The organism is Virgibacillus sp. NKC19-16, assembly GCF_021560035.1.
In the GTDB taxonomy this organism is placed as follows: Bacteria; Bacillota; Bacilli; order Bacillales; family Amphibacillaceae; genus Virgibacillus_L; species Virgibacillus_L salidurans.
Genome location: NZ_CP074373.1, coordinates 1,340,362 through 1,366,743, shown reverse-complemented (window position 1 = coordinate 1,366,743; position 26,382 = coordinate 1,340,362). Strand labels below are relative to the sequence as shown.

General features: G+C 38.0%; 29 protein-coding genes, 1 pseudogene and 1 other annotated feature. Of the genes and pseudogenes, 13 read left to right on the top strand and 17 right to left on the bottom strand.

Annotated features, from left to right (window positions below; all coding sequences use genetic code 11):
* The first annotated feature begins 14 nt into the window (after positions 1–14).
* Positions 15–908: a ClpXP adapter SpxH family protein gene (locus tag KFZ58_RS07150; RefSeq protein WP_304956823.1), complete on the top strand. Its 894-nt coding sequence runs from the start codon at positions 15–17 to the stop codon at positions 906–908.
* A 363-nt stretch (positions 909–1,271) separates the two neighbouring features.
* Complete coding sequence (locus KFZ58_RS07145; protein ID WP_235794108.1) at positions 1,272–1,484, top strand: hypothetical protein; 213 nt, start codon at positions 1,272–1,274, stop codon at positions 1,482–1,484.
* Positions 1,485–1,549: 65 nt separating this feature from the next.
* Here KFZ58_RS07145 and pepF read toward each other — a convergent pair whose 3' ends face one another.
* The 4 genes from pepF to spxA all read right to left on the bottom strand — a co-directional run bounded on the left by pepF (position 1,550) and on the right by spxA (position 6,680).
* Positions 1,550–3,361, bottom strand: a complete 1,812-nt coding sequence (pepF, locus tag KFZ58_RS07140; RefSeq protein WP_235794107.1) for an oligoendopeptidase F — start codon at positions 3,359–3,361, stop codon at positions 1,550–1,552.
* A 102-nt stretch (positions 3,362–3,463) separates the two neighbouring features.
* A complete protein-coding gene (locus KFZ58_RS07135) occupies positions 3,464–4,654 on the bottom strand; it encodes a competence protein CoiA (RefSeq protein ID WP_235794106.1) in 1,191 nt (396 codons plus the stop codon).
* Positions 4,655–5,260: 606 nt separating this feature from the next.
* On the bottom strand, positions 5,261–5,944 hold the full coding sequence (gene mecA / locus KFZ58_RS07130) for an adaptor protein MecA (protein ID WP_235794105.1): 684 nt from the start codon (positions 5,942–5,944) through the stop codon (positions 5,261–5,263).
* 340 nt (positions 5,945–6,284) lie between these two features.
* A complete protein-coding gene (spxA, locus tag KFZ58_RS07125; RefSeq protein WP_235794104.1) occupies positions 6,285–6,680 on the bottom strand; it encodes a transcriptional regulator SpxA in 396 nt (131 codons plus the stop codon).
* Positions 6,681–7,078: 398 nt separating this feature from the next.
* Here spxA and KFZ58_RS07120 point away from each other — a divergent pair, with 398 nt between their 5' ends.
* Complete coding sequence (locus tag KFZ58_RS07120; protein WP_235794103.1) at positions 7,079–7,420, top strand: P-II family nitrogen regulator; 342 nt, start codon at positions 7,079–7,081, stop codon at positions 7,418–7,420.
* Positions 7,421–7,441: 21 nt separating this feature from the next.
* The gene (locus KFZ58_RS07115; RefSeq protein WP_235794102.1) at positions 7,442–8,812 is read left to right on the top strand and encodes an ammonium transporter; all 1,371 of its coding nucleotides are present in this window, start codon (positions 7,442–7,444) and stop codon (positions 8,810–8,812) included.
* Between the two features lie 44 nt (positions 8,813–8,856).
* Here KFZ58_RS07115 and KFZ58_RS07110 read toward each other — a convergent pair.
* Both KFZ58_RS07110 and KFZ58_RS07105 read right to left on the bottom strand, forming a co-directional pair.
* Positions 8,857–9,449, bottom strand: a pseudogene (locus KFZ58_RS07110) (GNAT family N-acetyltransferase).
* Positions 9,450–9,611: 162 nt separating this feature from the next.
* The gene (locus KFZ58_RS07105) at positions 9,612–10,820 is read right to left on the bottom strand and encodes a putative glycoside hydrolase (protein WP_235794101.1); all 1,209 of its coding nucleotides are present in this window, start codon (positions 10,818–10,820) and stop codon (positions 9,612–9,614) included.
* Positions 10,821–11,226: 406 nt separating this feature from the next.
* On the opposite strand from KFZ58_RS07105, the gene KFZ58_RS07100 reads away from it, so the two are divergent.
* Both KFZ58_RS07100 and trpS read left to right on the top strand, forming a co-directional pair.
* The gene (locus tag KFZ58_RS07100; RefSeq protein WP_235794100.1) at positions 11,227–12,093 is read left to right on the top strand and encodes a DMT family transporter; all 867 of its coding nucleotides are present in this window, start codon (positions 11,227–11,229) and stop codon (positions 12,091–12,093) included.
* A 78-nt stretch (positions 12,094–12,171) separates the two neighbouring features.
* Positions 12,172–12,350: a binding site (T-box leader), on the top strand.
* A gap of 483 nt (positions 12,351–12,833) precedes the next feature.
* Positions 12,834–13,832: a tryptophan--tRNA ligase gene (trpS, locus tag KFZ58_RS07095; protein ID WP_235794099.1), complete on the top strand. Its 999-nt coding sequence runs from the start codon at positions 12,834–12,836 to the stop codon at positions 13,830–13,832.
* A gap of 123 nt (positions 13,833–13,955) precedes the next feature.
* Here trpS and KFZ58_RS07090 read toward each other — a convergent pair whose 3' ends face one another.
* From KFZ58_RS07090 to KFZ58_RS07065, 6 genes are all read right to left on the bottom strand, one after another.
* Positions 13,956–14,717: a YjbA family protein gene (locus KFZ58_RS07090; protein WP_235794098.1), complete on the bottom strand. Its 762-nt coding sequence runs from the start codon at positions 14,715–14,717 to the stop codon at positions 13,956–13,958.
* Positions 14,718–14,794: 77 nt separating this feature from the next.
* Complete coding sequence (locus KFZ58_RS07085) at positions 14,795–15,001, bottom strand: YuzI family membrane protein (RefSeq protein WP_235794097.1); 207 nt, start codon at positions 14,999–15,001, stop codon at positions 14,795–14,797.
* Between the two features lie 274 nt (positions 15,002–15,275).
* Complete coding sequence (fabF, locus tag KFZ58_RS07080) at positions 15,276–16,514, bottom strand: beta-ketoacyl-ACP synthase II (protein ID WP_235794096.1); 1,239 nt, start codon at positions 16,512–16,514, stop codon at positions 15,276–15,278.
* A gap of 30 nt (positions 16,515–16,544) precedes the next feature.
* Positions 16,545–17,483 (bottom strand): beta-ketoacyl-ACP synthase III, encoded by a 939-nt coding sequence (locus tag KFZ58_RS07075; protein ID WP_235794095.1) that lies wholly within the window; start codon positions 17,481–17,483, stop codon positions 16,545–16,547.
* Between the two features lie 114 nt (positions 17,484–17,597).
* Positions 17,598–18,560 (bottom strand): BMP family ABC transporter substrate-binding protein, encoded by a 963-nt coding sequence (locus tag KFZ58_RS07070; RefSeq protein ID WP_235794094.1) that lies wholly within the window; start codon positions 18,558–18,560, stop codon positions 17,598–17,600.
* 88 nt (positions 18,561–18,648) lie between these two features.
* Positions 18,649–19,245: a hypothetical protein gene (locus tag KFZ58_RS07065; protein ID WP_235794093.1), complete on the bottom strand. Its 597-nt coding sequence runs from the start codon at positions 19,243–19,245 to the stop codon at positions 18,649–18,651.
* A gap of 139 nt (positions 19,246–19,384) precedes the next feature.
* Here KFZ58_RS07065 and KFZ58_RS07060 point away from each other — a divergent pair, with 139 nt between their 5' ends.
* Entirely contained in the window at positions 19,385–19,552 is a 168-nt protein-coding gene (locus tag KFZ58_RS07060; protein ID WP_235794092.1) for a DUF2929 family protein, read from the top strand.
* A gap of 74 nt (positions 19,553–19,626) precedes the next feature.
* Here KFZ58_RS07060 and KFZ58_RS07055 read toward each other — a convergent pair whose 3' ends face one another.
* Complete coding sequence (locus KFZ58_RS07055) at positions 19,627–19,977, bottom strand: hypothetical protein (protein ID WP_235794091.1); 351 nt, start codon at positions 19,975–19,977, stop codon at positions 19,627–19,629.
* A 105-nt stretch (positions 19,978–20,082) separates the two neighbouring features.
* Here KFZ58_RS07055 and KFZ58_RS07050 point away from each other — a divergent pair, with 105 nt between their 5' ends.
* Positions 20,083–20,895 carry an undecaprenyl-diphosphate phosphatase gene (locus KFZ58_RS07050; RefSeq protein WP_235794692.1) on the top strand — a complete coding sequence of 271 codons (813 nt, stop codon included), beginning with the start codon at positions 20,083–20,085 and terminating at the stop codon, positions 20,893–20,895.
* A gap of 48 nt (positions 20,896–20,943) precedes the next feature.
* Here KFZ58_RS07050 and KFZ58_RS07045 read toward each other — a convergent pair whose 3' ends face one another.
* Both KFZ58_RS07045 and KFZ58_RS07040 read right to left on the bottom strand, forming a co-directional pair.
* Entirely contained in the window at positions 20,944–22,080 is a 1,137-nt protein-coding gene (locus KFZ58_RS07045) for a TIGR04053 family radical SAM/SPASM domain-containing protein (RefSeq protein ID WP_235794090.1), read from the bottom strand.
* A 46-nt stretch (positions 22,081–22,126) separates the two neighbouring features.
* Positions 22,127–22,375 carry a DUF2249 domain-containing protein gene (locus KFZ58_RS07040; RefSeq protein ID WP_235794089.1) on the bottom strand — a complete coding sequence of 83 codons (249 nt, stop codon included), beginning with the start codon at positions 22,373–22,375 and terminating at the stop codon, positions 22,127–22,129.
* A 206-nt stretch (positions 22,376–22,581) separates the two neighbouring features.
* On the opposite strand from KFZ58_RS07040, the gene KFZ58_RS07035 reads away from it, so the two are divergent.
* Positions 22,582–23,274 carry a Crp/Fnr family transcriptional regulator gene (locus tag KFZ58_RS07035; protein WP_235794088.1) on the top strand — a complete coding sequence of 231 codons (693 nt, stop codon included), beginning with the start codon at positions 22,582–22,584 and terminating at the stop codon, positions 23,272–23,274.
* 59 nt (positions 23,275–23,333) lie between these two features.
* Here the strand turns inward: KFZ58_RS07035 and KFZ58_RS07030 are convergent, their stop codons facing one another.
* Together KFZ58_RS07030 and KFZ58_RS07025 are read right to left on the bottom strand one after the other, a co-directional pair.
* Complete coding sequence (locus KFZ58_RS07030) at positions 23,334–23,645, bottom strand: metal-sulfur cluster assembly factor (RefSeq protein WP_235794087.1); 312 nt, start codon at positions 23,643–23,645, stop codon at positions 23,334–23,336.
* Between the two features lie 93 nt (positions 23,646–23,738).
* Positions 23,739–24,500, bottom strand: coding sequence for an alpha/beta fold hydrolase (locus tag KFZ58_RS07025; RefSeq protein ID WP_235794086.1), 762 nt, complete (start codon positions 24,498–24,500; stop codon positions 23,739–23,741).
* 136 nt (positions 24,501–24,636) lie between these two features.
* Between KFZ58_RS07025 and KFZ58_RS07020 the strand changes: the two genes are divergently transcribed.
* The 4 genes from KFZ58_RS07020 (at position 24,637) to KFZ58_RS07005 (ending at position 26,380) form a co-directional block, all read left to right on the top strand.
* A complete protein-coding gene (locus KFZ58_RS07020; protein ID WP_235794085.1) occupies positions 24,637–25,470 on the top strand; it encodes a Cof-type HAD-IIB family hydrolase in 834 nt (277 codons plus the stop codon).
* Positions 25,471–25,580: 110 nt separating this feature from the next.
* Complete coding sequence (locus tag KFZ58_RS07015) at positions 25,581–25,730, top strand: hypothetical protein (RefSeq protein ID WP_235794084.1); 150 nt, start codon at positions 25,581–25,583, stop codon at positions 25,728–25,730.
* Positions 25,731–25,934 (top strand): DUF3813 family protein, encoded by a 204-nt coding sequence (locus tag KFZ58_RS07010; RefSeq protein WP_235794083.1) that lies wholly within the window; start codon positions 25,731–25,733, stop codon positions 25,932–25,934.
* Positions 25,935–26,116: 182 nt separating this feature from the next.
* A complete protein-coding gene (locus tag KFZ58_RS07005; protein WP_235794082.1) occupies positions 26,117–26,380 on the top strand; it encodes a NifU N-terminal domain-containing protein in 264 nt (87 codons plus the stop codon).
* Positions 26,381–26,382: the final 2 nt, after the last annotated feature.

The following is a 26,382-nucleotide window of genomic DNA, read 5'->3' as shown; positions in this document are numbered from 1 at the left end:
AAAGGAGAATCGATGTGAGTTGGAATCAAACTGGGCTCAGAAGCTCAAAACAGACAAACACATCGGCTAATTACAGCTTTTTTGATTTTGTACAAAAGCCCATTGAGATTTATGTCTTTGTTGATCCTCTTTGCCCGGAATGCTGGTCTTTAGAACCATACTTAAAAAAACTGTCAATTGAATATGGGAGATTTTTCACAATTCGCCCAATCGTAAGCGGACAATTAAATACGCTAAATAAAGATCCATTTGATAAGCCAAGAAAGCTAAGGGCAATATGGGAAAAAACGGCGAAACGAACCGGTATGAGCTGTGATGGTGATTTATGGATCGAAAACCCTGTTTCTTTTCCATGGATTGCATCATTGGCAATAAAGGCTGCAGAGCTTCAAGGGAAAAAGTCTGGGAGAATTTTTCTCCGCAGAGTACAGGAAAACTTATTCCTTAAGAAACAGAATATATCTGAAGAAGATGTTTTATTCCAATGCGCAAGGGAAGCTAAACTGGATATAAATGAATTTAAGGAAGATTTATATTCAGACTCAGCCAAAAAAGCACTACAGCTTGATTTGAAATTAACAAAAGAAATGGAAGTAGACTATATTCCAACCATTGTCTTCTTCAATCAAATCGTTGAGCAAGAAGGTATTAAAATATCCGGACTTTATCCATATGACATTTATGTGCTTGTTTTAGCAGAAATGCTGCAAAAAGAGCCTATCCCTTCTGAAAAACCGCCATTGGAGGACTTCCTATCCTTTTACGGTGTTGTTGGCAACAAGGAGATTTCGGTCGTCTATGACTGGACAGTTGCAAAAACAGAAAAAGAAATGAAAAAACTGCAATTAACACAAAAAGTAGAAAGAATTCCTGTAAAGTATGGGTCTTTCTGGAAATATATCAGGTGAACTATAAGCCTTTGTTTTTTAAGGGCTTATTTTTTGTGCATATCGGACTGAGTGGTGCAAAGGTTAGCAAAGCGGGACGCTGATAAGTCTGAGCGCAACATTCAACGAGCAAAAAATAAAGGATACACGGGGCAGCGTGTATCCTTTCATTCTCTCTCTTTGTAAGATACAAAGGGGGATGGGAGAAAGTTTCATGATCAAACAAAGGGGTTTTGTTTGTGTTTATCTTACAAATTAAATATACCAGTAAAATCGATTAGAATCAATAGTTTGTGCATAGTTTCACAAAAATGTCACTTCTATTCCAAATAAAGACACATATAATGTTACAAGCTACGATGAAATGGATAGGAGTTGAGTGAAATGCAGCGTCTACTTCCCTTTTTCTTCTTATTGCTTACCATATTTGCTCTTGTTCTAAATATCTTTGGTCTCATGCAAATCATTCCGTTGTACATTACGTTACCTTTATTATTTTTAAGCCTTTATTTAACCATTTATTCATTCACAAACAGGCGAATGTATCGTGGGCATAAAATGGAAAAGCGCCCGGGTTTCACTAAAGTGAGAGGATAAAGAGGATAGGCTCAAGTATCTATAAATAAAAAACAGGATGATCATTTGATCATCCTGTTTTTTATTTATTTTAGCAGTAATATTTCCAACTCGTTTAGCTTTTCCTCAAAGACATCCATGGCATCTAAAATCGGCTGTTTAGATGTCATATCCACACCGGCTTTCTTCAATATTTCAATTGGATATTCACTACTTCCTGCTTTCAAGAAGTTAATATAACGGTCTACTGCACCATCTTTTCCTGAAAGTATTTGATTCGCAAGCGATGTTGCAGCCGAATACCCTGTTGCATATTGATACACATAATAATTCATATAAAAATGTGGGATTCTTGCCCATTCCAAGCCAATTTCTTCATCTGAGACAACATCATCACCGAAGTATTTTTTATTTAAGTCGTAGTAAATTTCCGTTAGTTTTTCCGCAGTTAGCGCTTGCCCGTCCTGCAAGCGTTTATGAATATCATGCTCAAATTCAGCAAACATGGTTTGACGGAATACGGTACCACGAAAGCCCTCTAGATAATGATTGAGCAAATAGAGCTTCTGTTTCTCATCATCAAGATTCTTTAACAGATAGTCATTTAACAAAGCCTCATTAGTTGTTGACGCCACCTCTGCTACAAAAATCGAGTAATTTCCATAACGGAAGTCCTGCGTTTTTCTCGAATAATAGCTATGCACAGAATGTCCGAGCTCATGTGCTAGGGTAAACGTGTCATTCAAACTGTCCTGCCAGTTCAACAGAATGTATGGATTTGTCCCGTATGTTCCTGATGAATAGGCACCACTGCGCTTCCCTTTATTCTCTTCAACATCAATCCAGCGATTTTCATAGCCCTCTTTTACAATGTCCACATATTCATCTCCAAGGGGGGCTAAACCTTCCAGCACATATTGCTGTGCTTTTTCATAAGGTATTTTCATATCGACATCCTTGACAAGTGGTGTATACATGTCATACATATGCACGTCATCCAACTCTAACACCTTTTTCCGCAATGCCACGTAGCGGTGAAGCAATGGTAATTTTTCATTAACAGCCTCAACCAGATTATCATACACTTGTTCTGGGATATGATTATCATCAAGTGCTGCTTCTCTAGCTGATGCATAATTACGGATTTTAGCATTAAAATTATTCGTCTTCAAATTACCACTTAGGGTGGAGGCAAATGTATTGATAAATTCTCCATACGTATCATACATTGCCTTAAAAGCTTCCTTACGAACATCACGATTTTCTGATTCCAGAAATCCAATATATCTCCCCTGCGTCAAGTCGACCTCTTCCCCATCATCATTTGTAATGGATGGGAAGCTTAGATCAGCATTATTGAGCATGCTGAACGTTTGCGCCGCGTTTGACAACGGCTCGGATGCTTCTGCCAGTAATGCCTCTTCACGCTGGCTTAATATATGGGGGCGCTGACGATTAATTTCATCCAACGTCTTTTGGTATGCTTGTAATTCCTGCTTTTCTTCAAGAAAACCTTTTATTGTCGCCTCATCCATCTCAAGTATTTCCGGTACAATAAAGCTCATCGAACTGGAAGCTAGTGTCAGCACATTCTCAGCTTTTGCGTTAAGTGCTTGGTAAAATGAATTTGTTGTATCCTGATCATAACGCATATGCGCATATGTAAACAGCTTCCCAAGCCGCATTGAAAGCTCATCCTGCAGCTGAAACAGCCCGTACAAGTTCTGAGCTGATTCAGAAAGCTTTCCTTGATATTTCTCAATTTCCGGAATATCCGCCTTCAGTTTCTTTAACTCTTCTTCCCACTTTTCATCTGTTGCAAAAATAGCCTCTAAGTCCCATGTGGATTCTTCAGGTAATTCACTGCGTTTTGGTAATTCCTTTGACGTTTTAGCCAAAACATATTCCTCCTTTATTTCGCTCTACTTCATTAATTCTACATTTGATAAAAAAATCCTTTAAAAAAGACCATATTAGTAGTATATCGAATTATGCGCAAGTCATGCTTGTATTTTGTCTGAAGCCTTTGCTACTAAAAAATCCATCATTGCTTCATCAGCCTTTAAAGCGTCTTCTATATTTTTATGGAATTTAACGGGATTGATTTTTGTAAATGAATGAACTGTTTTCTGTTTCACAATGTCTAAGTGGGATAAAAGCTGAAGATATTGCGTGATAGGATTTTCAGTAGAATGACTTAAAGGAAAATACTGCGGACTGAGAAATTGTTTCCGTAAAAAATGCTCTGTTGCTGTAATGGAAATATGACTTTCTACAGGCAATGGGGCTAATAAATCAATGGCTATTCGACTCTGCCAATCCCACGGCGAGGTCTTCATCCGATATTGTGAAGATACGGGCAGATGAATGATTGACGGCAGGTATTCCAAGTGGGTTCCTTTTAAATATAACCATTGACGCCAGGCTAATTCCGTTCCATACAGATGATTTGTGGGCTTTAATCGGAATTTGTATTTTTCGTTTTTCCATAATTGATAAAGCTCCAGTTGTGTAAATGGCTTTTTCATAAACAGATGCGTGAAATTCATCTGGGTAAGTGATCTCACATCAAGTTTACCGATGGCCTGTCTTGTTTGTGTGAAAAAAATATCCTGAAATGTGATAAATTGAAGGGTTTGTGGACAAAAGTAAAATAAAGTCAATGGTGTATCAGAAGAAAATTGATGGATAAATTGCTGGGAAAACTGATCGATTTTCAAATGATGTTTCGTTTGCCTTTTAAGTAAATTTTCCCCCAGAATCCATATTGGCGTTATTTCGGCATGCGCATATCCCGCGTTTCGCTGTCTTATCTGCTCAGGTCTTACTCGTGCACATTGATATTCAATAGCTATTCTTTTCCTGTTTATCGTTAGCAACAGATCTGGCCGCTGATTAATTTCCGAGATGAATACCTCAAGCTGAACATCCAGTTTTTGATGGATTAACCAGTTATATAGTAGTAATTTGCCTTTCGCATGATACGCCCCCTCCCCTCCTTCGTTTATTGGGCAATTCGATGTCGAACGATGTGCAAAATGTGGGATTACTTTTGAGCCTGCTTTGATGATTACTTGCTGCTTGCATGCTGGGCAGAAATACGGCTGTTTCTGTTTTGATTTTTCAATCTCTATGTTTGTCATGGTGTGGAGCATAATCATATTTCCATTTTTTGATATTGCCTGTAACATAAAATAAAACCACCTCCAACAATTACTATTCGACAGAGATGGACAAATTCCTGCAAAAATAATAAAAAAATTTCTTTTCGTAGGGATTGTTTCTTTTAAATCTTCGCAGTTGATATATACTGCGACGTAATGTGCAATAATTGCCGCCGTCCAGAATCGTTCCGGGCAGTCGCGGACCTTAGGGCACGGCTTCAGCCTTCTCGCGGAAGACCACCGCTGCTCAGGTCTGGACACGTGCTGGGACTGCGCGTAAATGCTCGTCCCACCGAAGACATTTGTTCTAAGCAGGAGTCACCGCCCGGAGCGATACCGAACTGGTGAGGTAGTTTAGTGCTTTGTATATTAATACTGATGCAGTTCATCGGCAGTAATCGCAATATCAGCGTAGGTAATACACGGAGACTCCTGCGGGAGCAGAGGCCTAGGTGAGACCCCGCAGTGCTCCAGCACGAGGAGGGCTCAGCAGCCGCCCGCGGAAAGCGAAGTGTATTACCGGAGCGGTGGATTAACAATCATATCATGATATGTCGCATTCTATATCTTTCGTGTCAAAAGCAACTGTCTTTTAGAAAACAGTATAAAAAAAAGACACCCTGTTTCGAGTGTCTAGACTTCAACTGGAAAATAAGATCTGACTTGAGCAAATGTGTCCGCTTCAAAGATCTTTTTCCCATATTCATCTAATAGGTGAATGGTTACGTCTGTATCATCTGCAAATTCTAATACTTGGCTAATGAAATCTTCCTGAATGTCATCATCCAATAATTCATCAGAAAATTCCATATACAGATAATAGCTTCCATTATAGTGGTAAAGTGTGTCCTCAGCACTTCCTGTGAAATCTGCAAAGTAATGACTTAATTGAATGACATCCTCGAAATCACGAAAACTTACGATAATCGACAGGTTGTCTTCTTCTTCAGATTCATCATTGTTGCCACCACTTGTTCCATATTTATCTTCAAGCATATTTTCTATTTTCTTATCAACAGGTACATCTACTGTTTCACCATCTTCTGTTGGTAACTCGATATTCTCCCCATCTTTGGATACTTGAGCTTTTGTAACAACAAATTCCAGTCCTTTATCCATTGCCTGAACCTGAATCCACAATGGCCCTTCTACAGTAAAGTCCTCTTTATAATTAACTTCATCCATCATTTGCCAAAATAATTGCTCGCTACGTTCACGATTATACCAAATTTCTTCGCGTTCAAATCCACGATCTTCAAGGTCAAAATAGGAAATATAAAACTTTACCGTATTTTCATTAATTCTCTCTATTTCCATTTTTATTTCTCTCCCTTCTATAAATAGTTAGGTGGAAGAGACCACTTCACCTTATCTATAGTGAAATAACTAATCATTTACCACTTACCCTTTAAAATACATTTCTAACCATTCATAGTTATATTTCTACTGCCATTGTATGATAGCTGCGTCCTTCTTGGAAATTAATATGCCTATAAATTTATGATTTGTTAATATCATATTCTAAAGCAATAACAATGATTTGTCACCCCTTAATTTTTAGAGGTGGACTCTACCCTAATATAACAAAAACACAGACCGTTAAAAAGGGATCTGCGTTTTTATTTACATTTATTATTTTCTATTGTTTGTGAGCGAATTAGTTGACCATTCGCTGCGCCTCACGTAGTTGAAAAGTACGTACCGTTCTTGGTAAAAATCGTCGAATCTCATCTTCGTTATACCCAACTTGCAAACGTTTCTCATCCAGAATTATTGGTCTTCTCAATAAACCCGGGTTTTGTTGGATTAAATTAAATAAATCTTTTAAAGGTAATTGATCGATATCAACGTCCAATTTTTGAAAAACTTTTGAGCGAGTCGAAATAATCTCATCAGTTCCATCTTCCGTCATCCGTAATATTTCCTTTATTTCATCCAACGTTAGTGGCTCGGAAAAAATATTCCTTTCTTTAAATAGAATATCATGCTCCTCCAACCATGCTTTTGCTTTTCTGCAAGATGTACAACTTGGTGAGGTATAAAGTGTTACCATGAAACTTCACTCCTCATTCTAAAGTGGGTATTTTCATAAACATTGAGTAACTTATTAGATTAAAATAAGTTTAATTAACCCTATATGTAAATTATACTACATTTGTCAATCAAAAGGTAGAGGATTTCCAAGAAAAATCAAGGTTTTTTCAAATGTTCATGAATTGTTTACATTTATCTTTGTACTAGTAACATACCCCATATCATTTTCAATTAAACCTGATACGTGAAAATATTTTTAAACCTAGCACAATAAATACATCTAAAATAGTGTTGGCGCTTACCTATAATTTTCAAAAAAATCCTTTAAAAATACTTGATTTTTTTCTTTTGAAGATATATGATACTTAACATAACTTTACATGTTAGAAAACCTAACATATGGAAAGGAAGAAATTCATGAAGAAAATTGAAGCTATTATCCGGCCGGAGAAATTCCAGTCACTTCGTAACGCCCTTTCTGCAATAGGTATCGGAGGACTTACTGTGACGGAGGCGGCAGGTACCGGGAAGCAAAAGGGACAAACGGGCATGTTCAGAGGGACAAGTTATCAAATTCAGCTACTTTCCAAAATAAAAGTGGAAATGGTTGTAGAAGAGACGCAAGCAGAGCAGATTGTAGAACTTATCATTGTAAATTGCAATACAGGAAATATCGGAGACGGAAAAATCTTTATCTATCCCATAGAAGAGATTGTTCGTATTCGGACAGGTGAAAGAGGTAAGGAAGCAGTTATCTAATTTATCTAAGGGGGAAATTTCATGGTAAAGAAAAGTTTATTTTTATTGATGGTACTATTTTTAATTGCAACACCTGTTTACGCTGCACCAACGACTACATCACTACAATTATCCGTTGATTTAGTTTGGGTGATGATTGCTGCATTTCTCGTATTTTTCATGCATGCTGGATTTGCGATGGTTGAATCAGGTTTTACAAGATCTAAAAATACATTAAATATTTTGATGAAAAATTTTTTAACCATTAGTATTGCTGCATTATTATTTTTCACTGTAGGTTACGGTATCATGTTCGGGACTTCCGCGGGGTCAATCATTGGATCTCATGGATTTTTTCTAAGTGGTGTCGATGATATTGGATTCTTCGTTTTTCAGGCTATGTTCATTGCTACATGCGCCACAATTATATCCGGTGCTGTTGCAGAGAGAATAAAACTAGGCAGTTATGTATTAATTGTTATCGCAATGACCGGGTTTATATATCCTGTTGTTGGGCATTGGATATGGCAGGGTGACGGTTGGTTAACAACTTTAGGATTCAGTGATTTCGCCGGTTCTACGGTTGTCCACCTAACAGGGGCTATTGCAGCACTTACTGTTGTACTGTTTCTCGGACCTCGTCACGGTAAATATGAGGGAAAGAAAGTTAATGTAATTCCTGGACATAATATTCCAATAGGTGCCCTTGGTGTGTTTATATTATGGCTCGGCTGGTTCGGATTTAATGGAGGAAGTACGCTCGCAGCAGATCCGGAACTGGTACCAATGGTCATCGGAGCAACACTATTATCCACATCTGCTGCCCTGGTCTCATCAGCAGCCTATACGAAATTACGCTTCAAAAGAGTTGATGCTTCATTATCTCTAAATGGGGTATTGGGTGGACTTGTCGGTATTACTGCAGGAGCCGCAGAGATCTCGCTTGGGGGGTCAATCATTGTCGGAATGGTTTCCGGGGTGTTGCTGGTTGAAGGTGTTCGTTTATTAGATACAAAAATGAAAATTGATGATCCTGTTGGTGCGATTACGGTTCACGGAATTTGTGGAATCTGGGGCACATTAGCAGTCGGTCTCTTCTCTACTTCAACTGGATTATTTTACGGAAATGGTTTTTCACAAATAGGAATACAAGCAATTGGTATACTTGCAGTCATCGCTTGGACGGTACTAACTGTAGGGACGTTTGTATTCGTCATTTCACGTTTTTCTTCTATCCGCGTATCTGAAAAAGAAGAAATTGCTGGACTCGACTTCGCTGAGCATGGTTCCAATGCATATGAATTCAAAGAATCATTGTTAACCCAGGAGGATGAACAAGTATCCAGTAGGCTTGGTTTAGCCGATCGACTAAATAACTTATCACCCCCGGTAGCAGATGAAAAGTCTTCCTAACATGAACAAGCCTCGTGCAGAAATTTCTGTACGAGGCTTGTTTTTTAAGCTTTTTCAGTTGTATGAATACCTTCTAATATATCTTTGGAATCACGTTCTTCGTCATATGTCAATACTTCATCAACCGATTGATAGGACTTACCATATATTTCCTCATCTTTATACGTATGAATATCCTCGTACATTTTTTTCATCTTTTGAAAAATCAGATCTTCCGAATCATCATTTGGAGACCAGTATAATATTTCCATTGCGGTGTCCTCATTTGTAGCTAATGAACGGCGATTATAATCAATCTTTTGTGCGTGCGTAAAGCCTTCCCTGTGATAAAAGTGAAGTCTCTTCTCTGAATCTGAATCATCATAATCGATAGGCTCCACTTCCAAAATAATGGGTTTATTTTTCTGTTTTAGCTTTTCAATTAACTTATGTCCTGTTCCCTGCCCTCTCGCATCTGGTGAAACCCATACATAGTCAATAAAGACGAATGAGTCAAATTCCGCAAACATCATGACATGCAGGGGACTTTCATCTTTATAGTAAACATCCCCTTTTCATTTAAGAGCATTTCCATATGCTCTTTTGATTTCATCTCTTCTACCGGGAAATACTTACTTAGCTTTTCATACCAATTCATAACTCGACTCCTTATTTTTTATTGGCTTTTTTTAGTATAACGGAAAATGGATCTTTTGTTAAATCTGCGTAAAATAAGTGCTATTTTTTTAGTATGTCCTGTGATTGGGCATCTAGACCAAAAAAACGGATCCTCTTATTGGAAAGAGATCCGCTTTTTAGATTATTTTCCGATCATATAGTCAACATTCTCTGTATACGTATTCCCGGCGTTCCATAACAGGAATTCATCAATCCCATTATCATATAGTGCTTTAATTTGTGCCTCAACTTCTTCTTTCCCATATTGCTTGGTTGCACCACTATATAGCCAAGGTGCTTCAAAATCCTGTAGCCATGGTCTTGAAACTGGAGGGTCTTCCAGCGCGCCCAATACTTCATTTTCCACTTGAGCATATTCGTTAACAAGATTATATGGTTCTGTGTCAGGTTTTTCTATTCCGAAATAAGACGTCCAATGACTCGGATAGATCATTGATGAAATTACATCGACATTTTCCGATATCTTAGAAAAGTTTTGACCAATACCGGGGGTTTCTTCAATGGTAGCTGCATAGCCGAATATATCCACAGCAACATCGACATCATAATTCGCCAATTCTTCCCTGGCGAATGCAACAAAGTCCGTTACAGCTTGTACACGTCTTTGTACATTATCAAGTTCGGAATCTTCATAATCACCGAGTCCATATTCCAGCTCCGAATCCCGGTTTTCAAATCCTTCCGGGAAGCGTACATAATCAAATTGAATTTCCTGAAATCCCATTTCTGCAGCCATCTTCGCTATCCCCACATTGTATTCCCATACTTCCTTTTCAAATGGATTTACAAATGCTTCTCCTTTATTGTTCACCCATACTTCACCGTTTTGCTGAAAAGAAAGATCAGGTCGCTCTTGTGCTAACACATTATCCTTGAAAACAACAACTCTGGCAATTGGATAAATATCATTTTCTTCCAGTACCTGCATCATTCCTTCCGGGTCACCTATAAAATTCTTTGCTATGTCTTCATACGGGGAACCTTCTGCAGGCGTGAACGTTATATTTCCATTATCTTCCTTAACATCAATTACCATTGTATTTAAGTCTGTTGTATTCACTAAATCCAAAAGCCCCTCAAAGCGACTGCCACCAGCCGAGTTACCAGTAACATAAATACCTCTCACCGCGTCAGGATATTCAAAATCATAGCCTGAATCATATGTAAAACGTTGCATTGGTTCACTTGTATCAATCGATTTAATATTGGTTTCTCTTTCCTTATGTGCGCTTGCTGTTTGCACTTCTTCCCCACTACTATTTATCGGCAGCATTATACTTAGCAGAAGAATACTTATAAATGTAAAAGCCGTGAGCTGTTTTCTCTCCATTACCTATCAATCCCCAAACGTATTTTAATCTAGTATATATGAAATCGACTCAGATTTGAACAAAAAATTAAGGATTTTGTCGAATTTTTTGTTTGAAAGGGAAAGCACGGGGGCGATTCTCGTACTTCCCACCCCATGTCCCCCTAAAATATAGATTCTTGAAAATTTAAATGAAGCAAAAGAACGGTCCCAATGCTTCCTTTCATGATATCTTTTCGCAGTAAATCATTTATATTCATGCTTTTCATCCTTTCTTATTTTAAAAACATAGGCGATTCAATTCTTCCATCAAGACTATAATTTCCTTATCTTTAGTGAAAACAAGAGAAGAACTGCCCCCCATGCTTCCTGCTTCCAGGTATGTTACAATAACAAAGTTGTTATATTTTATAGGAGCGTAATAAATATGTTGAAAGCTTATATGTTGCTAACCTTTTGTGTATTGGTATGGGGAAGCAATTTCGTGTTTGGAAAGATTTTAGTTCAAGATTTCTCCCCAACTCTATTAACATCACTAAGACTTTTCTTTATTGTGTTATTTTTAATTGGAATATCGTTTTATAAAAAACATTTAAAACGTGTAAAAAAAGCAGATTTACTTGCTATTATTTCGCTGGGGGTTATTGGTGTATTTATAAATCAATGGTCCTTTTTTATGGGATTACAAACTGCTGATCCTACAACATCAGCATTAATTCTGGCAACAGCTCCAATTTTAACTGGCTTTTTAGCGGCCACGTTTTTAAAAGAAAAAATAACGATACGTATGTTGTTTGGATCAATTGTAGCGATAATTGGTATTTATTTTGTTGTAACTAGAGGGAGTTTATCTTCTATATCTGTTGATACAGGGCTTCTATGGATTGTTCTAACGATGATAACATTTGCTATAATGATCATTTTAACGAGAGTTCTATCCCAAAGAATTGACCCACTTACCATGACGTTATATTCAAATATTGTTGGCTTTATTGTGTCAATCCCGTTTGTCTTCTTATTAGACAGTCCTTTACGAGTAAGTGTTGATATTTCTGATTGGGCTTTTCTAATCGGAACAGCAGTTATTGTGCATGGTGTAGCCACACTAATTTGGAATAGCAACATTCGATATGTAGATGCTTCAAAGGCATCTATACTATCTAATTTAGAACCTTTTGTGGCAATGGTTATGGGATTAATATTACTTTATAAGCCGATTACATCTGTAGAAATAATAGGTTCCTTATTTATTGTCGGAGGAGTAATTCTAACTACGTACCAACGGAAAAAATGAAGCACGGGGACGATTTCCTGACTCTGCTTCCTGCTTGCATTTCACAACAATGCTATATATAATGATAGAAAATCAATATATAAAGTGATGAAAAAGGCGTAGTACAATTATCCGCTGATTTTAAAGAGAGCTTGTGGTTGCTGAAAACAAGTATCAAGATAAATTGGAATTGGACTTTGGAGCTAATTAAAATTTAAAGTGATCTTTACAAAATGTTAAGATAATAAGGGTGGCACCGCGGTTCATTCGTCCCTGTCTCAGGGATAAATGGGCTTTTTTTATGTAATAAAATAACACTGTTTTGTAAGAGGTTGTTGCTTTTGACACAAAAGTTATAAAAGACGACATTATGCGCAATAATTGCCCCGTCCGGGGATCGCTCCGGGCAGTCGTTTTCCGCGGGCACGGCCTCAGCCTCCTCGCGGAAGACCACCGCTGCGGGGACTAGTTACAGCAACAAAACTGTTTCGTTTTATATACAAATAATATATAGTAGCCAATACTAGCGGAAATACATGAAGACTCCTGCGGGAGCAGAGGCCTAGGTGAGACCCCGCAGTGCGTCAGCACGAGGAGGCTCATCAGCCGCCCGCGGAAAGCGGAATGTATTTCCGTCGCGGAATCCTTGCTCTCAACCACTGTTTGCGAAGAAATTACGTCACATTCTATATCAACTGCGAAGATTTAAAGCTACAAAACTTACAAAAAAAGCCTAAAATAATAAATATGGAGTGAGTGAAATGAAGACAATTTTTTCAGGTATTCAGCCAAGCGGCACATTAACAATAGGAAATTATTTAGGGGCAATGCAGCAATTTGTAAAGTTACAGGATGATTATCAATGTTACTTTTGCATAGTCGATGAACATGCCATTACCGTGCCTCAGGATCGATTAAAATTAAGAAATAATATTCGATCCCTTGCAGCGCTATACCTTGCATCTGGACTCGATCCGGAAAAAGCCACGTTGTTTATCCAATCTGAAGTCCCTGCACATACAGGGCTAGGTTGGATGCTGCAGTCGATAAGCTATATTGGAGAATTGGAGCGAATGACACAATTTAAGGATAAATCTACTGGTAAAGAAGCCGTTTCATCAGCATTGTTAACATATCCTTCCCTAATGGCAGCAGATATTCTTTTGTACAATACGAATATTGTTCCTGTTGGCGATGATCAGAAACAGCATCTGGAACTTACAAGAAATCTGGCACAGCGTTTTAATCATAAATTCAATGATATTTTTACTATACCTGAAATCAGTATCCCTGAAGTCGGAGCACGGATTATGTCGTTGCAGGATCCTACAAAGAAAATGAGTAAATCGGATGACAATGAAAAAGGCTTCATCTCCATGCTTGATGAACCGAAAAGAATTGAGAAGAAAATTAAAAGTGCCGTTACTGATTCGGACGGAATTGTTGCATTTGACAAGGAGAACAAACCAGGCGTTTCAAACCTGCTGACAATTTACTCAAGCTGTACAGGAGAGTCGATAGAATCCCTTGAATCCAAGTATAAAGATAAAGGATATGGTGCGTTTAAGCAGGATACCGCAAATGCGGTTATTGATGTCTTAAAACCAATTCAAGACCGATACCATAACTTAATCGACTCAGAAAAATTAGATGAGATTTTAGATCAGGGTGCAGATAAAGCTGCCTCTACAGCGAATAAAACGGTTGCCAAGGCAAAAAAAGCGATGGGACTAGGCAGAGTAAAGAAGAATAAAGGTTAGAAAACTTGGCTTTTGTCAACTTAAGGTAAAAGCTTTAGTTGCACTTATGTAAATAGGAAAGTTTTATGCTTTCCTATTTGCATAGAAAAAATCATTCAGTGAGAGACCGTCTCACTGAATGATTTACTTTTGCTTCGATGTATTTTGCTCCTGGTTATTTTCCGCTTCCAACATTTTTTCAAGGAAAGGCTGTCCCTTGATTAATTTTGCACATAGTTCTTCATGTGACGTGCTCCATCCTTGCTTCACCCCATTATAAAGGGCATCCCATACTTTATCTTCGTTCATAAATCGTATAAATGGATAGTTTTTTGGATCCCATTCAGTGAGCCAATACCTTAACTCTTTTAGATTATTGGTCGTTCGTAATTGATCCAGCCCCATCATAAGCAGCTGCTTTAATTGGCGCTCTCTCCTTGTTAATCCAAAAACCAGTTCAGGCGGCATTGATAGCATATGGTATTCTTTCTCATAGATAGTGTTATCGAATTTAAAAGATTGAGGTTTTTTGTTTTCAATCATATCGAATACGAGTTGCTCCTGCCTTGGTATTAATCGGCTTTTACGAATCGGAATTTGATAGCCAATTGTATCAAGAGCCAGTATTTCATTACCGTCTGTGACAATACAAGCATATTCAAGTACGGATCGTTCCTGGCCTTTACGGGAATACGCACGTTTATAAATCATATCAAGCATTGCTAAAGGTAGCTCATTCATGTCGTTTTCAATATAATTGTATAAGTCATCCGTTATGTACAATAATGGAACCTGATCTAATAATTCAATTTTGTCATCCTTGCGCCATTCATGGAAATAACAGACGCTATACCCGTTCTCTTCTCCTTCAAACCAATTCACCCAAACATCGTGCAAATATAACATAAACAACCCTCACTTTTTAACTGAACTTACCATACATTATGACCATTATTTCAAAAAAGTATTCGAATGAAATGAGATTAAAGGTTGTTTGGCATACGATAAATCACGAACGCCATAATTAAAAATCCAATCAGCAGAAAATAACATTCTATTCTGCCTCCTACAAAAATAAAGTAATCCGCCCATGTTAATCCCGCTGGCAGTAAGTTCATGTATGCAATAATGGTTACGCCTCCAGCAACAGCCATCCCAAAGCCTATTAAAAATAAAAATACATAACCCATTTTAATCCCCGCCTTGCTTGTCCTTATCTATTATTCTAATTTATGCTTGTACAAACAAATAAATGAATGGTTGGCTGATTTTACTAGTGCTTGAGCTTTAGCGGTGGTTCGGATGGGGCTTGATTCGGTATTCCACTTTAGAAATACTTGCCTTTTATTAAAGGGGTTCTTATGAAGGCGTTCTGTGCTTTCTTAGAAGCACTTATGCTTTGGAATTACGGCTTATTTGTCAAAAAAAGAAACCGAGCCTACTCAGCCCAGTTTCACCTATCACTTATTCATATTTTTTAAAAACCAAGGAAACATTATGCCCGCCAAAGCCGAACGAATTGCTGACAACAACATCTACATCTTGTTTTCTTGCTTCATTTGGCACGTAATCAAGATCACAATCCTCATCCGGGGTTTCGTAATTGATGGTTGCAGGAATTATGCTTTCTTCCATCGCTTTTATGGAGATAACAGCTTCTACACTACCACCAGCACCAAGTAAATGGCCTGTCATCGATTTCGTTGAAGAGACTGGTAACTTATTAGCGTGTTTCCCGAAAACGTTTTTTATCGCAACTGTTTCAAATTTATCATTGAGAGCAGTGCTTGTACCATGTGCATTAATATAATCGACATCTTCAGGCGACATACCTGCATCATCAATGGCATGCTGCATGGCACGGGCGGCCCCTTCTCCATTCTCCGCTGGGGCTGTAATATGATAGGCGTCCCCTGTTGCACCATATCCAACAATTTCGCCATAAATATGTGCGCCGCGTTCTAGAGCCGTTTCCAATGTTTCAAGGATTAACAACCCGGAACCTTCTCCCATTACAAAACCATCGCGATTTTTATCAAAGGGACGGCTTGCTGCTTTAGGATTTTCACTTAGGGACAATGCTTTTGCTGAAGAAAAACCAGCAAATGCCATATTGGAAATTGGTGCTTCTGTCCCTCCTGCGATCATGTAGTCCACATCACCACGCTGCACTGCTTTGAAGGCATCTCCAATCGAATTGGCGCCAGACGCACATGCTGTGACACTGCAAGAATTAATCCCCTTTGCTCCTAATTGAATGGAAACTTGACCTGCAGCCATATCGGGGATCATCATTGGAACGAAAAAAGGACTCACACGTTTATAGCCTTTTTCATTAAATTTTGAATGTTGCTCTTCATATGTCTTCATACCGCCAATTCCGGAACCAATCCAAACACCAACGCGGTCCGCGTTATCCTCATCAATGGTTAAATTTGCATCTTCTACTGCCATCTTTGCAGCAGCTACAGCATATTGTGCAAATGGATCCATCTTTCTGGCTTCCTTTTTTTCCATATAATTTATTGGATCAAAATCCTTCACTTCTGCAGCAATTTGTGCGGGGAATTCTTCTCTGTTGACCTTTGTGACAAAATCAACACCAGATTTCCCAGCTACAATACTATCCCACATTGTTTTGACATCATTACCTAGTGGTGTCACTACTCCTAGTCCTGTTATAACTACTCTTCTATCATTCATAAGGTATTCCTCCCTATCACAATTGTTAACTTATTTTCCCCACTTTAGCGCTATTGCTCCCCATGTTAATCCACCACCGAAACCGACTAACACAATTAAATCATTATCTTTTATTTTACCATCTTTAACAGCTTCTGATAAGGCAATTGGGATCGAAGCAGATGAATTATTTCCATACCTTTTTACAGAATCTGCCATTTTGTCTTCAGAAATTCCAAGTCTCTCTCTTGCTGCTTCCATAATACGTATATTTGCTTGATGTGGGATTAAATAATCCACGTCCGATTCATTATAACCTATTTTCTCGATTACATTTACCGATGATTCAGGCATTTGTCTTACAGCAAATTTAAAAACTTCCCTGCCATTCATTTGAAGATGGTCATTTTCATCCTGATATAACTGTTTGCCGCCACTGCCATCTGCACCAAGTTCAAATGATAAAATACCTTTTCCTTCTGCAACTTCACCAATAACCGCAGCACCGGCTCCATCACCAAATAACACACAGGTATTGCGGTCAGACCAGTCTGTTATTTTGGATAGCTTTTCAACACCGATTACCAGTACATTTTTATATACGTTTGTTTCAACAAATTGTTTGGCAGTAACCATTCCATACATAAATCCTGAACAAGCAGCACTTATATCCATTGCTGCTGCTTTCCTAGCTCCTAGCCTATCCTGCACGATACAGGAAACAGATGGAAAAGGCGTATCCGGTGTTACTGTTGCAACTAAAATAAGGTCGATATCCTCTACTTTTACATTTGCTTCCTCTAACGCGTTTTGTGCAGCAAAAAAAGACATATCCGACGTATCTGTATCATCATCGGCAATTCTTCTTTCTTCTATCCCGGTTCGGCTGCGAATCCATTCATCACTTGTATCCACAATCTTTTCCAAATCTTTGTTTGTAACAACTTTAGGCGGCACGTAATGACCTGTTCCGAGTACACCAACGCTCATATTTGCATCCCCTTTATACATTAAAATATTATTAGTAATTATTATGACTTGGTACTAATATTAATGTATATCTTTAAATATAGCAAGAAAAAAACTGATGTATATGCATCAGTTTTACGATTGGTTGGGTAACAAGCCATTATTCACATATTCTTCGACCGCTTCTTTCACTTCGTTCTGAAAATATTCAGGAACATCCGGACTAAACTGCCCCAGTGAAATTAATTCATCCTGAAAATCAAATGTCATAATACTTCCACCAAGTGACTCTGCATTAAATTCTTCAGCTACTAACTCGTACAACTTATCAACATGTTGAACTGTGCTTGTCAAAACAGTCGATTCCGCTATTTCTGACTGATCCGATACATATCCAATAGCATATAAACCATCTTCTTCGGCTTGTTCAATGATATCGGTGCTATATGCATCTCCTGTTGGGTAAAATATATCCACCTCATCATCGCGCATCTCTCCATATATTTCCGGAGCGGTATTTGTATCATTCCAATCACTGTTGAAATCTACTTGTACCTCAGCTGCGGGATTTTGATAATTCACCCCTTCATAAAAACCTTCAATTTCCGGCTGCCATTCGTAATCGGCTATCATTCCAATCTGGTCTGTCTCTGTCATCTCACCTGCTACCATACCAGCAAAAAAACCCATCGCATGTGAATCGAAATTCAAACTGGTAACATTTTCATCAACATACCCACCATTAAAATAAACAAAATGCACATCCGGATACGTTGAAGCTATATTCGCAAAGTGTGCCCCATAAATATTGCTGTGTCCAAATATAAGATTCACACCATCCTCCACGAACGTATCTACTGCTTCCATGGTTTCTTGCTCTGTTGTTACATTTTCCTCATAGGATACATCTACTTCATACTTCTCTCCAATGTTCTGTAATCCTTCGTATCCTTTTTCCGCCCATGCTTGATTATCTATAGAACTATCCACAAGCATACCAACATTTTGAATTTGTCCAGTATCAAAATAGTCACTGCAGCCTGATAATATGATCAGTACAAAGGTTACTGTAAATAGGCTAATCATCTTTTTCAGCATTGCGCAAACTCCAATCCAAGTCTAACAATTACACTTGTTTTATCGATTTAAAAAGTATACATCAATTAAGTCCGTTTTCATATAAAAGTCATTTATAAAATTTTTTGTATAAATAATAATGTTCCAATACACTTTTTACTTTTTCTTCCATAGGTCTATTGTCACGAATATAGACAGCATTTTCAAGTTTAACATGCTGATTATCTTTATTTTTTTCTGATCGGACCTCTAGAGTTGATGGAAGTTCCTTCATTTTTAACCATTGCATTAATCCTTTCGTAAAATCTTTAATATAGATAGCTTCTGTTTGAAAAAAATCGGAATCAAATGTAATAAATGTGTTATTATAATAAAAACCTTTTTCATTCATTGGCATCCATTCGCCAAAAAGTAATGGGACATTAATTTCCACCCTATTTTCAACTCTGTCCACAAGTACCGGATTAATAATTAATGATTGCCCTGATTTAATCCCTGTATTGCTCTGATCACCAATAATAATTGCAGTGTCATAATGTTTCTTTACATCCGGTTTTACAAAATTAAATGAGCTATTTCTTCCCAAGAACATCGCAAGGACGCTATCTTCATCACCGATCCCATCAACTGTATAACTATTCTCAAGCAACTCGTCTACAATATGGAATCCAATCCAATGATTACAGTTATCTACTAAAATAGACATAGTTATCCCCCTATATGTAAATTTAAATAAATACTTTAACTTTATACGTTCTTTTGATAAACTATATTAGGATGGATCAAATTAAATGTAGGGAATCTTATATTTTTTAAAAAACGGGGTGTTAATGATGCGCTACATAATGACAATATTTTGGGCGCTGGCAATTGGTACTGTTGCTTCCTATGTTTTAACAAGTATGGCCGGTGAGCCATTTGTCTTTACAGAAGTCCTCATTCTAGCGGGTATCTTTGCAGTAGCAGCAATTGTTTTAGCTGAATTTATATTACCGGAAAGAAAAGAAGAGTAAAAGGATAATAAACCCTTGCCTACACGGTCGATTGGCAAGGGTTCCCTTTCGTTTTAAGCTGTTTTTCTAACGTTTTAATACCATGGTAATACACTTAATGCAGTAAGTGCAGCAAGTGGCAATACGAGTCTATTAAACCTTCTTGGTGGCCTGCCATATCCTGCATATCCATAGCCCGGGTAACCATAACCCGGATATCCATAGCTAAAGCCATAACCAAAGCGGTGGTCTTTATCATGATGATGGTGATGGTCATGTGCTGGTTCACCATTACCTATAGGTACAGCAATATAAACATATTCAGTATCCAATCCTGTAACAATACCATCTACTTTTGTAGCGTCAACCATTTCAGCAAGCACATAGGAATGCATATGACTTTTACATAATTCATATATATGATTATAATCGTTATTCATATTCATCTTTTCAGCCTCCTCACCATCTAGACTATTCAACTAAATGGCAGATGGTGACTTGTTGTGTATGAAAATGAGTGACCTTTAGGAGGATATTATAGAATGGAAACAATGACAGAACTTTGGACGTTAATACAATATTTAATATTAGGGTTGGTACAAGGTATTACAGAGCCGATCCCTATTTCCTCGAGTGGACATATCATCATCTTTCGTAATTTATTCGGCATCGAGGCTGAAGGACTTTCCTTTGAGATATTCGTTAACTTCGCGTCCCTTCTTGCGGTTCTAATAATCTATCGAAACGACATTATCCGGTTAACGATAAACGCTTTTCGGTACCTGATAAAAAAAGAGGAAGCTGCCAAAAGTGATTTTCAATTTATTATTTACCTTGTGATTGCGACAATCCCTGTCGGCGTCATCGGTTTATTATTTGGCGACATGATTGGCGATGCGCTCAGTGGAACCAATGTTGTCGGGGTTACATTACTAATTACGGCTGTAGCTATATGGGTAATCCGTAATTTAAGAGGGAGAAAAAGAGACGGGGATTTAACTGTAAAAGATGCGGTGATTGTTGGTTTTGCCCAAGCAATCGCTGTTACTCCGGGTATCAGCCGATCTGGTGCTTCCATTGTTGCATCCATGCTTGTCGGGATGAAACAAGAAACTGCACTCCGTTTTTCTTTCCTTTTGTATATTCCGGTAAGCCTAGGGACAACAATACTGGAAGTCCCCGATTTTATTGGTACACCCGAATTCGAGGCACTGCTGATTCCGAATTTAATCGCATTTATAGCTGCATTTATAGCAACATACTTCGCGTTAAAATGGTTTATGAATATAATGGCTAAGGGAAACCTGGCGTATTTCTCGTATTATTGCGTAATTGTAGGTGTACTTGTGATTTTATTTTTATAATGCGTAAAAGACTTCTGGCATCATTAACTAAGGATGCCAGAAGTCTTTTTATTTTGTCTCCTTTACCTTTTTCTTCTGTCGCATTGCTTTTGGAATATAGACACAATAGGGTTCGCTTTCCATGTAATCTCCTGTAACATTGTATGCTCTGGAGCGAGAACCACCACATACATGGCGAAATTCACATATCCCGCATTTTCCTTTATATTTATCCGGATTGCGTAAATTTTGGAAAACCTCTGATTCGCGGTAAATGGTTGCTAGTGGCGTTTGGCGGATATTCCCTGCTTTAATTGGCAGGAGACCACTCGGCAGGACATCACCGGTATGTGAAATGAAAACAAACCCATTCCCATCGTTTACCCCTTTAGGTGCACGACCTAATCCACCAATTTGACCGGTTTTTCCACTCATTAATGCATCTTCATAGAAAATATGCTCCTTATCACTTTTTCCTTTACTCTTCCGTATTTTACCTTGTATAACAACACGACGATAATGTTGTGCAGCAGTTGTTTTTATATCAAATGGTACACGTTTGGACAACTTATACAGCCAGCGCAAGACACGTTCATGTTCTGCCGGGGAGATCATGTCAGATTCCTTTCCTCTCCCTGTTGGAACAAGGAAAAATACACTCCATAGCACGCAATTAAGATTTTCCACCATTTCAGCCATTTCATCTAAGTATTCATAATTATAGGCGGAGATAACGGTGTTGATTTGCAGTGGCATTTCCAGTTCATTTAAATAGTTTATCGCATTCATTGTTAAATCAAATGAGCCTTCTGTTCCGCGGAAATGATCATGGACTTCCTTACAATGACCATCAATACTGAACGCCCATCTTGCCAGTCCTACATCTTTTGCTTTTTGCATTGCTTCTTTAGTTACATTAGGTGTAGCTGATGGTGTCATCGATACACGCACGCCTTTTTGAACAGCATATTCAGTTATATCAAAAACATCCGGTCGCTCAAGTGGATCCCCACCTGTAAATACAAGCATTGGATTATCCATTTCATAGATATCATCAATCAGCTTTTTACCTTCTTCAAATGTTAATTCCAGTGGATGCCGATGATGTTGTGCCTCTGCACGACAATGCAGGCATTTTAATTGGCAAGCTCGAGTTAATTCCCAAATAACAATAAACGGATTTTCATTATAATCTCGAGAAAACATCGTTTCCCTCCTCTTAAAAATCTTTCTTCATCGTAATACGATTCCATTACATATGGTTATTTTTCCCGATAGTCACACGCCAGAGCGTTGGCCCTTCTTCTGCGTATTCCCAGGAAAACATGCCTTCTCTCTCCATCATAAATTGATAGTGAAGCGGCTTTGGGTCATGATCGTTTGTAAGCTCCATTAATTGCCCTGCTTTTAATTCATCGAAAACCTCCAATATGCGCGCATGTCTAATTTTAGCCTCTAATTCAGGTGCATGCAGCTTCACTGTATATTCTATGTGATTCATACTAATTACCTCCCAGTCGTCTCAAGTTGTGGTACTGACATATATTATAAGTTCTGTGTCATCAATTAGATGTGCGTTAAAACACAGTTAAACATGATTTTCATCACGCAATTGAAAAGTTGTCACATTTTTGCCGATATTGTAGGTTCAGGAATGGTATAATGGTAGTAGAAAGTTGTAGTTTCCTAATGGAAAGGAGCTTTCAAATGAGAACACATACTGTTCAGGAGCTTTTACAACGGTTTTCTATGTTCAAAGATCTGACAGACTTTGAAATGGAACCGATTGTTAATTTAGCCAAAAATCGAATATACCGGCAAAAAACTCATATATTCATGCAAGGTGATCCATTAACGAATGTTTATTTTATACATCAAGGTAAAATAAAAATATATAAAACAGATTTTCAGGGGCGAGAGCAAATCGTAAATGTCTTGCAGCCTGGCGATATGTTCCCACATCAAGGCTTTTTTAGACAGGATGACTATCCTGCGCATGCAGAAGTTTTAGAAGAAGCGACGCTAATCTATATCCCGATTCATTCGTTTGAAAATTTCCTTATGACACATCCGGAAATTACTGTAAAATTATTGCGTGTGTTAGGAGATATCATTGTTGATTTACAGAGTCGCCTTGAGGAGAAGATTTTACGTAACACCTACGAGCAAATTATTCTGCTCTTATTGCGCTTATCCAAAAATTATGGAAAGGAAACAAATAAAGGTCAAATTCGTGTCACCACACGCTTCACCAATAAGGAATTAGCAAATATGATCGGATCCAGCCGTGAAACGGTAAGCCGTACATTAACTATGCTTAAGAAGAAAAATTGCCTCACGACAGATAAAGCCGGCTTTATGATTTTGGATATAGAAGCATTGGAAGACGAATTTTTTTAAAACAAAAAAGAAGGAGATAACAGCCATTGGCAGCTATCTCCTTCTTTTTTATTTCAAGATCAATCTGGAATACCTAAAGCAATTTTTGCATAACGGGACATTTTATCTTTACCCCATGGCGGATTCCAAACAATATTAACATCAATATCCTTGATTTCCGGAATATCCTCCAGTGCACCTTTTACATCTTGCTCAATATGTGCTGCCAGCGGGCATCCCATTGCAGTTAGTGTCATTGTTACTGTACATAAGCCTTCTTCATTTAAATCAACGTCATATATTAATCCAAGATTAACAATGTCAATCCCCAGCTCCGGGTCAATTACATTTTCAAGCGCACCCAGCATATTTTCCTTTAATGCTTCCTCCATATTCGCCTAACCTCCCTCGTATGGTATGTACTTATATTTAAACACAATTTTGCAGGTTTTTAAATGATTTAACTCACTTGTTTTATCATTGCATTATAAATGCTTTTCAAACCATTTCACTGTTTCAAGAATTGCATACCGGCTTACCTTATGATCACGATTGGTTTCTTTTAGGAACCTAATATTTTCCGAATTCTCGTATAGCTCTCTTGCTTCTTCATAAAATGTATACGAGTGGTCAAACGGTACGACACCATCATTTTCACCATGCCAGAATAAAAGTGGTCTCTCTTTTAGTTTTTCTGCCTGTGTGGAGAGATCATAATGCACTAGTTGCTTGTATAGACTCCCAATCATTTCCTCTGTTATAGGGAGGTCTCCCATCTTCTTAAAACTGTCAACCAATGTTTTTGCGTAAGTAGTTATTTTCGGGGAGCCCATTAGTACAGCTGCTGCTTTAATCCAGGGATATTGTGTTAGAGCGGCAGAAGTTGTAATACCTCCCATACTTGTTCCGGCTACTCCAAATCGATTATCTAAAATCAATCCTTTTTGATGAAAAAAATCCTTGATTGTTTGCAGCTCTTCCACATTTTGCATAACAATATCCCAAAATGAGATTTGCCTCTTGGTTGACGATATTTCCCTTTCTCGCTCCCCGTGGTATTGGCTATCAGGAAGTACAACACGATATCCTTTTGCCGCCAATAAATAGGCAAGCGGTAAATTCATTTCTTTTGCACTTGTAAATCCGTGAAAATATGTAAGAATAGGTAAAGCTTGATTTTGTTTCTCCGTATCAACGACCACTAAACTTGGTATTGTATGTATATTCGCATCAAAAACGCCTATCATCATCATGTCTCCTACTGTTCATTTATTCGATTATCTTTATTCTAATATCTCTTTTGACCCTTTTGCAACTAATTAGGAAAAACGCTTTACATCTATAGCATTCCCTTATAAACTATTGTCAGACGAGGTGAAATGAATGGAAAATAAACAACATTTAATTGCTTTGGATTTAGATGGAACCCTTTTAACAGACCGAAAAGAAATTAGTCCCTACACAAAACAAATGGTATTAAAAGCTGCGCGAGATGGACATATTATCGTTATATCAACAGGTAGACCACATCGCGCAAGCATTAATTACTACCATGATCTTGGACTAGATACACCAATGGTTAACTTTAACGGAGCACTGATTCATCATCCTAGAGATGATAAGTGGGATGCGCTTCATAATCCCATGCCTATACGAACTGCGCATAAAATCATCGATGCTAGTATGGAATTAGGTGTACATAACATTTTGGCAGAGGTCATGGACGATATTTATCTTGACCAATATGATGAGCAAATCCTACAGATCTTTCAGGACACCCAAAATGATCCCCCTTTTACGATTGGTAACCTAAAAAACAAACTGCAAGAAGACCCAACATCTTTACTTATTCATCCAAAAGAAGATCATATTCAGCACTTGCGAAGTCACCTGAATGATTATCATGCAGAGCTTATCGAACATCGCAAATGGGGCGCCCCTTGGAATATCATTGAAATTGTAAAAAAAGGAATGAATAAAGCTGTCGGACTTCAAAAAGTCGCCTACTATTTTGGTATTCCAGCGGACAGGATAATTGCTTTTGGGGATGAAGACAATGATCTGGAAATGATTGACTACGCGGGTGTTGGTGTGGCAATGGGCAATGCCATTGGTGAATTAAAATCCATTGCAAATCATGTTACAGATACCAACGAAGAAGATGGCATCGGTATTTTTCTGGAACATTATTTAAAACTACAAGTTAAATCAGTATAAGCTTGATTTGAATCCGTATATTTCCACCTATATATTTTTTAAAAATAACCCATACTACAAGTGAGCGTTCAAAACGTTCACTTTTGTTGTACGTCCAAGGAGGAATCATCATGGGAAAACAGAGTAAATCAAAGCGATTTAGTCATCAAGGCGCTGATTCTGTCAGAAAACATGACGAACGATTCCCTTACCGATCTCGTTTCTCTGATGTAGAGCGGAAACGTGCGGAAGCGGACAACCACACTGTAGGAGGGTTTTAGTTGGAAAACAATTTATTTCAACAAGCTAAAAATGCTGTTACAAATTTTATGAACAACAACCAATCGGGAAATACTACAACCGAGCAAGATAAGCAAGCTGCTCAAAATGCAATTACTAATGCTAAAAGTAACGCATCTCCCGAAGAACAACAGCAATTACAACAGTTGGAGCAACAACTTAAACAGCATAATCAGTTACACTAACCCCGCCGCCCGCACAGTAATTGCCAATTCATTCTTGTGATGAGGAGGATTTACGCGCGTGCGAACAACTACCCTCATCATCCAATGATGGGGGTAAGGTTGTTTCACCCGAATGATAATTGCTTTTTTCTTTTATCTATTTCTGCTAATATAAAGGTAAGTATGATTAGGAGGGATTACTTATGGCTGTACATGTTGAAGCTACACCAAACCCAAACGCATTAAAATTTACATCGGATAAGCTTATCTTTGAAGGGACAAACAGTATTTCCGTTATGCCTGGAGATACAAGTGAGTATGAAATTATGAACGAATTAATGCAACTTGAAGGTGTTGATAACGTTTTTGGATACCAAAATTTTATCACGATAAATAAATTATTTGGTGCAGAGTGGGATGATGTAACACCAAAAGTCACAGAAGTTATCGAGAAACACGGTTATTAAGT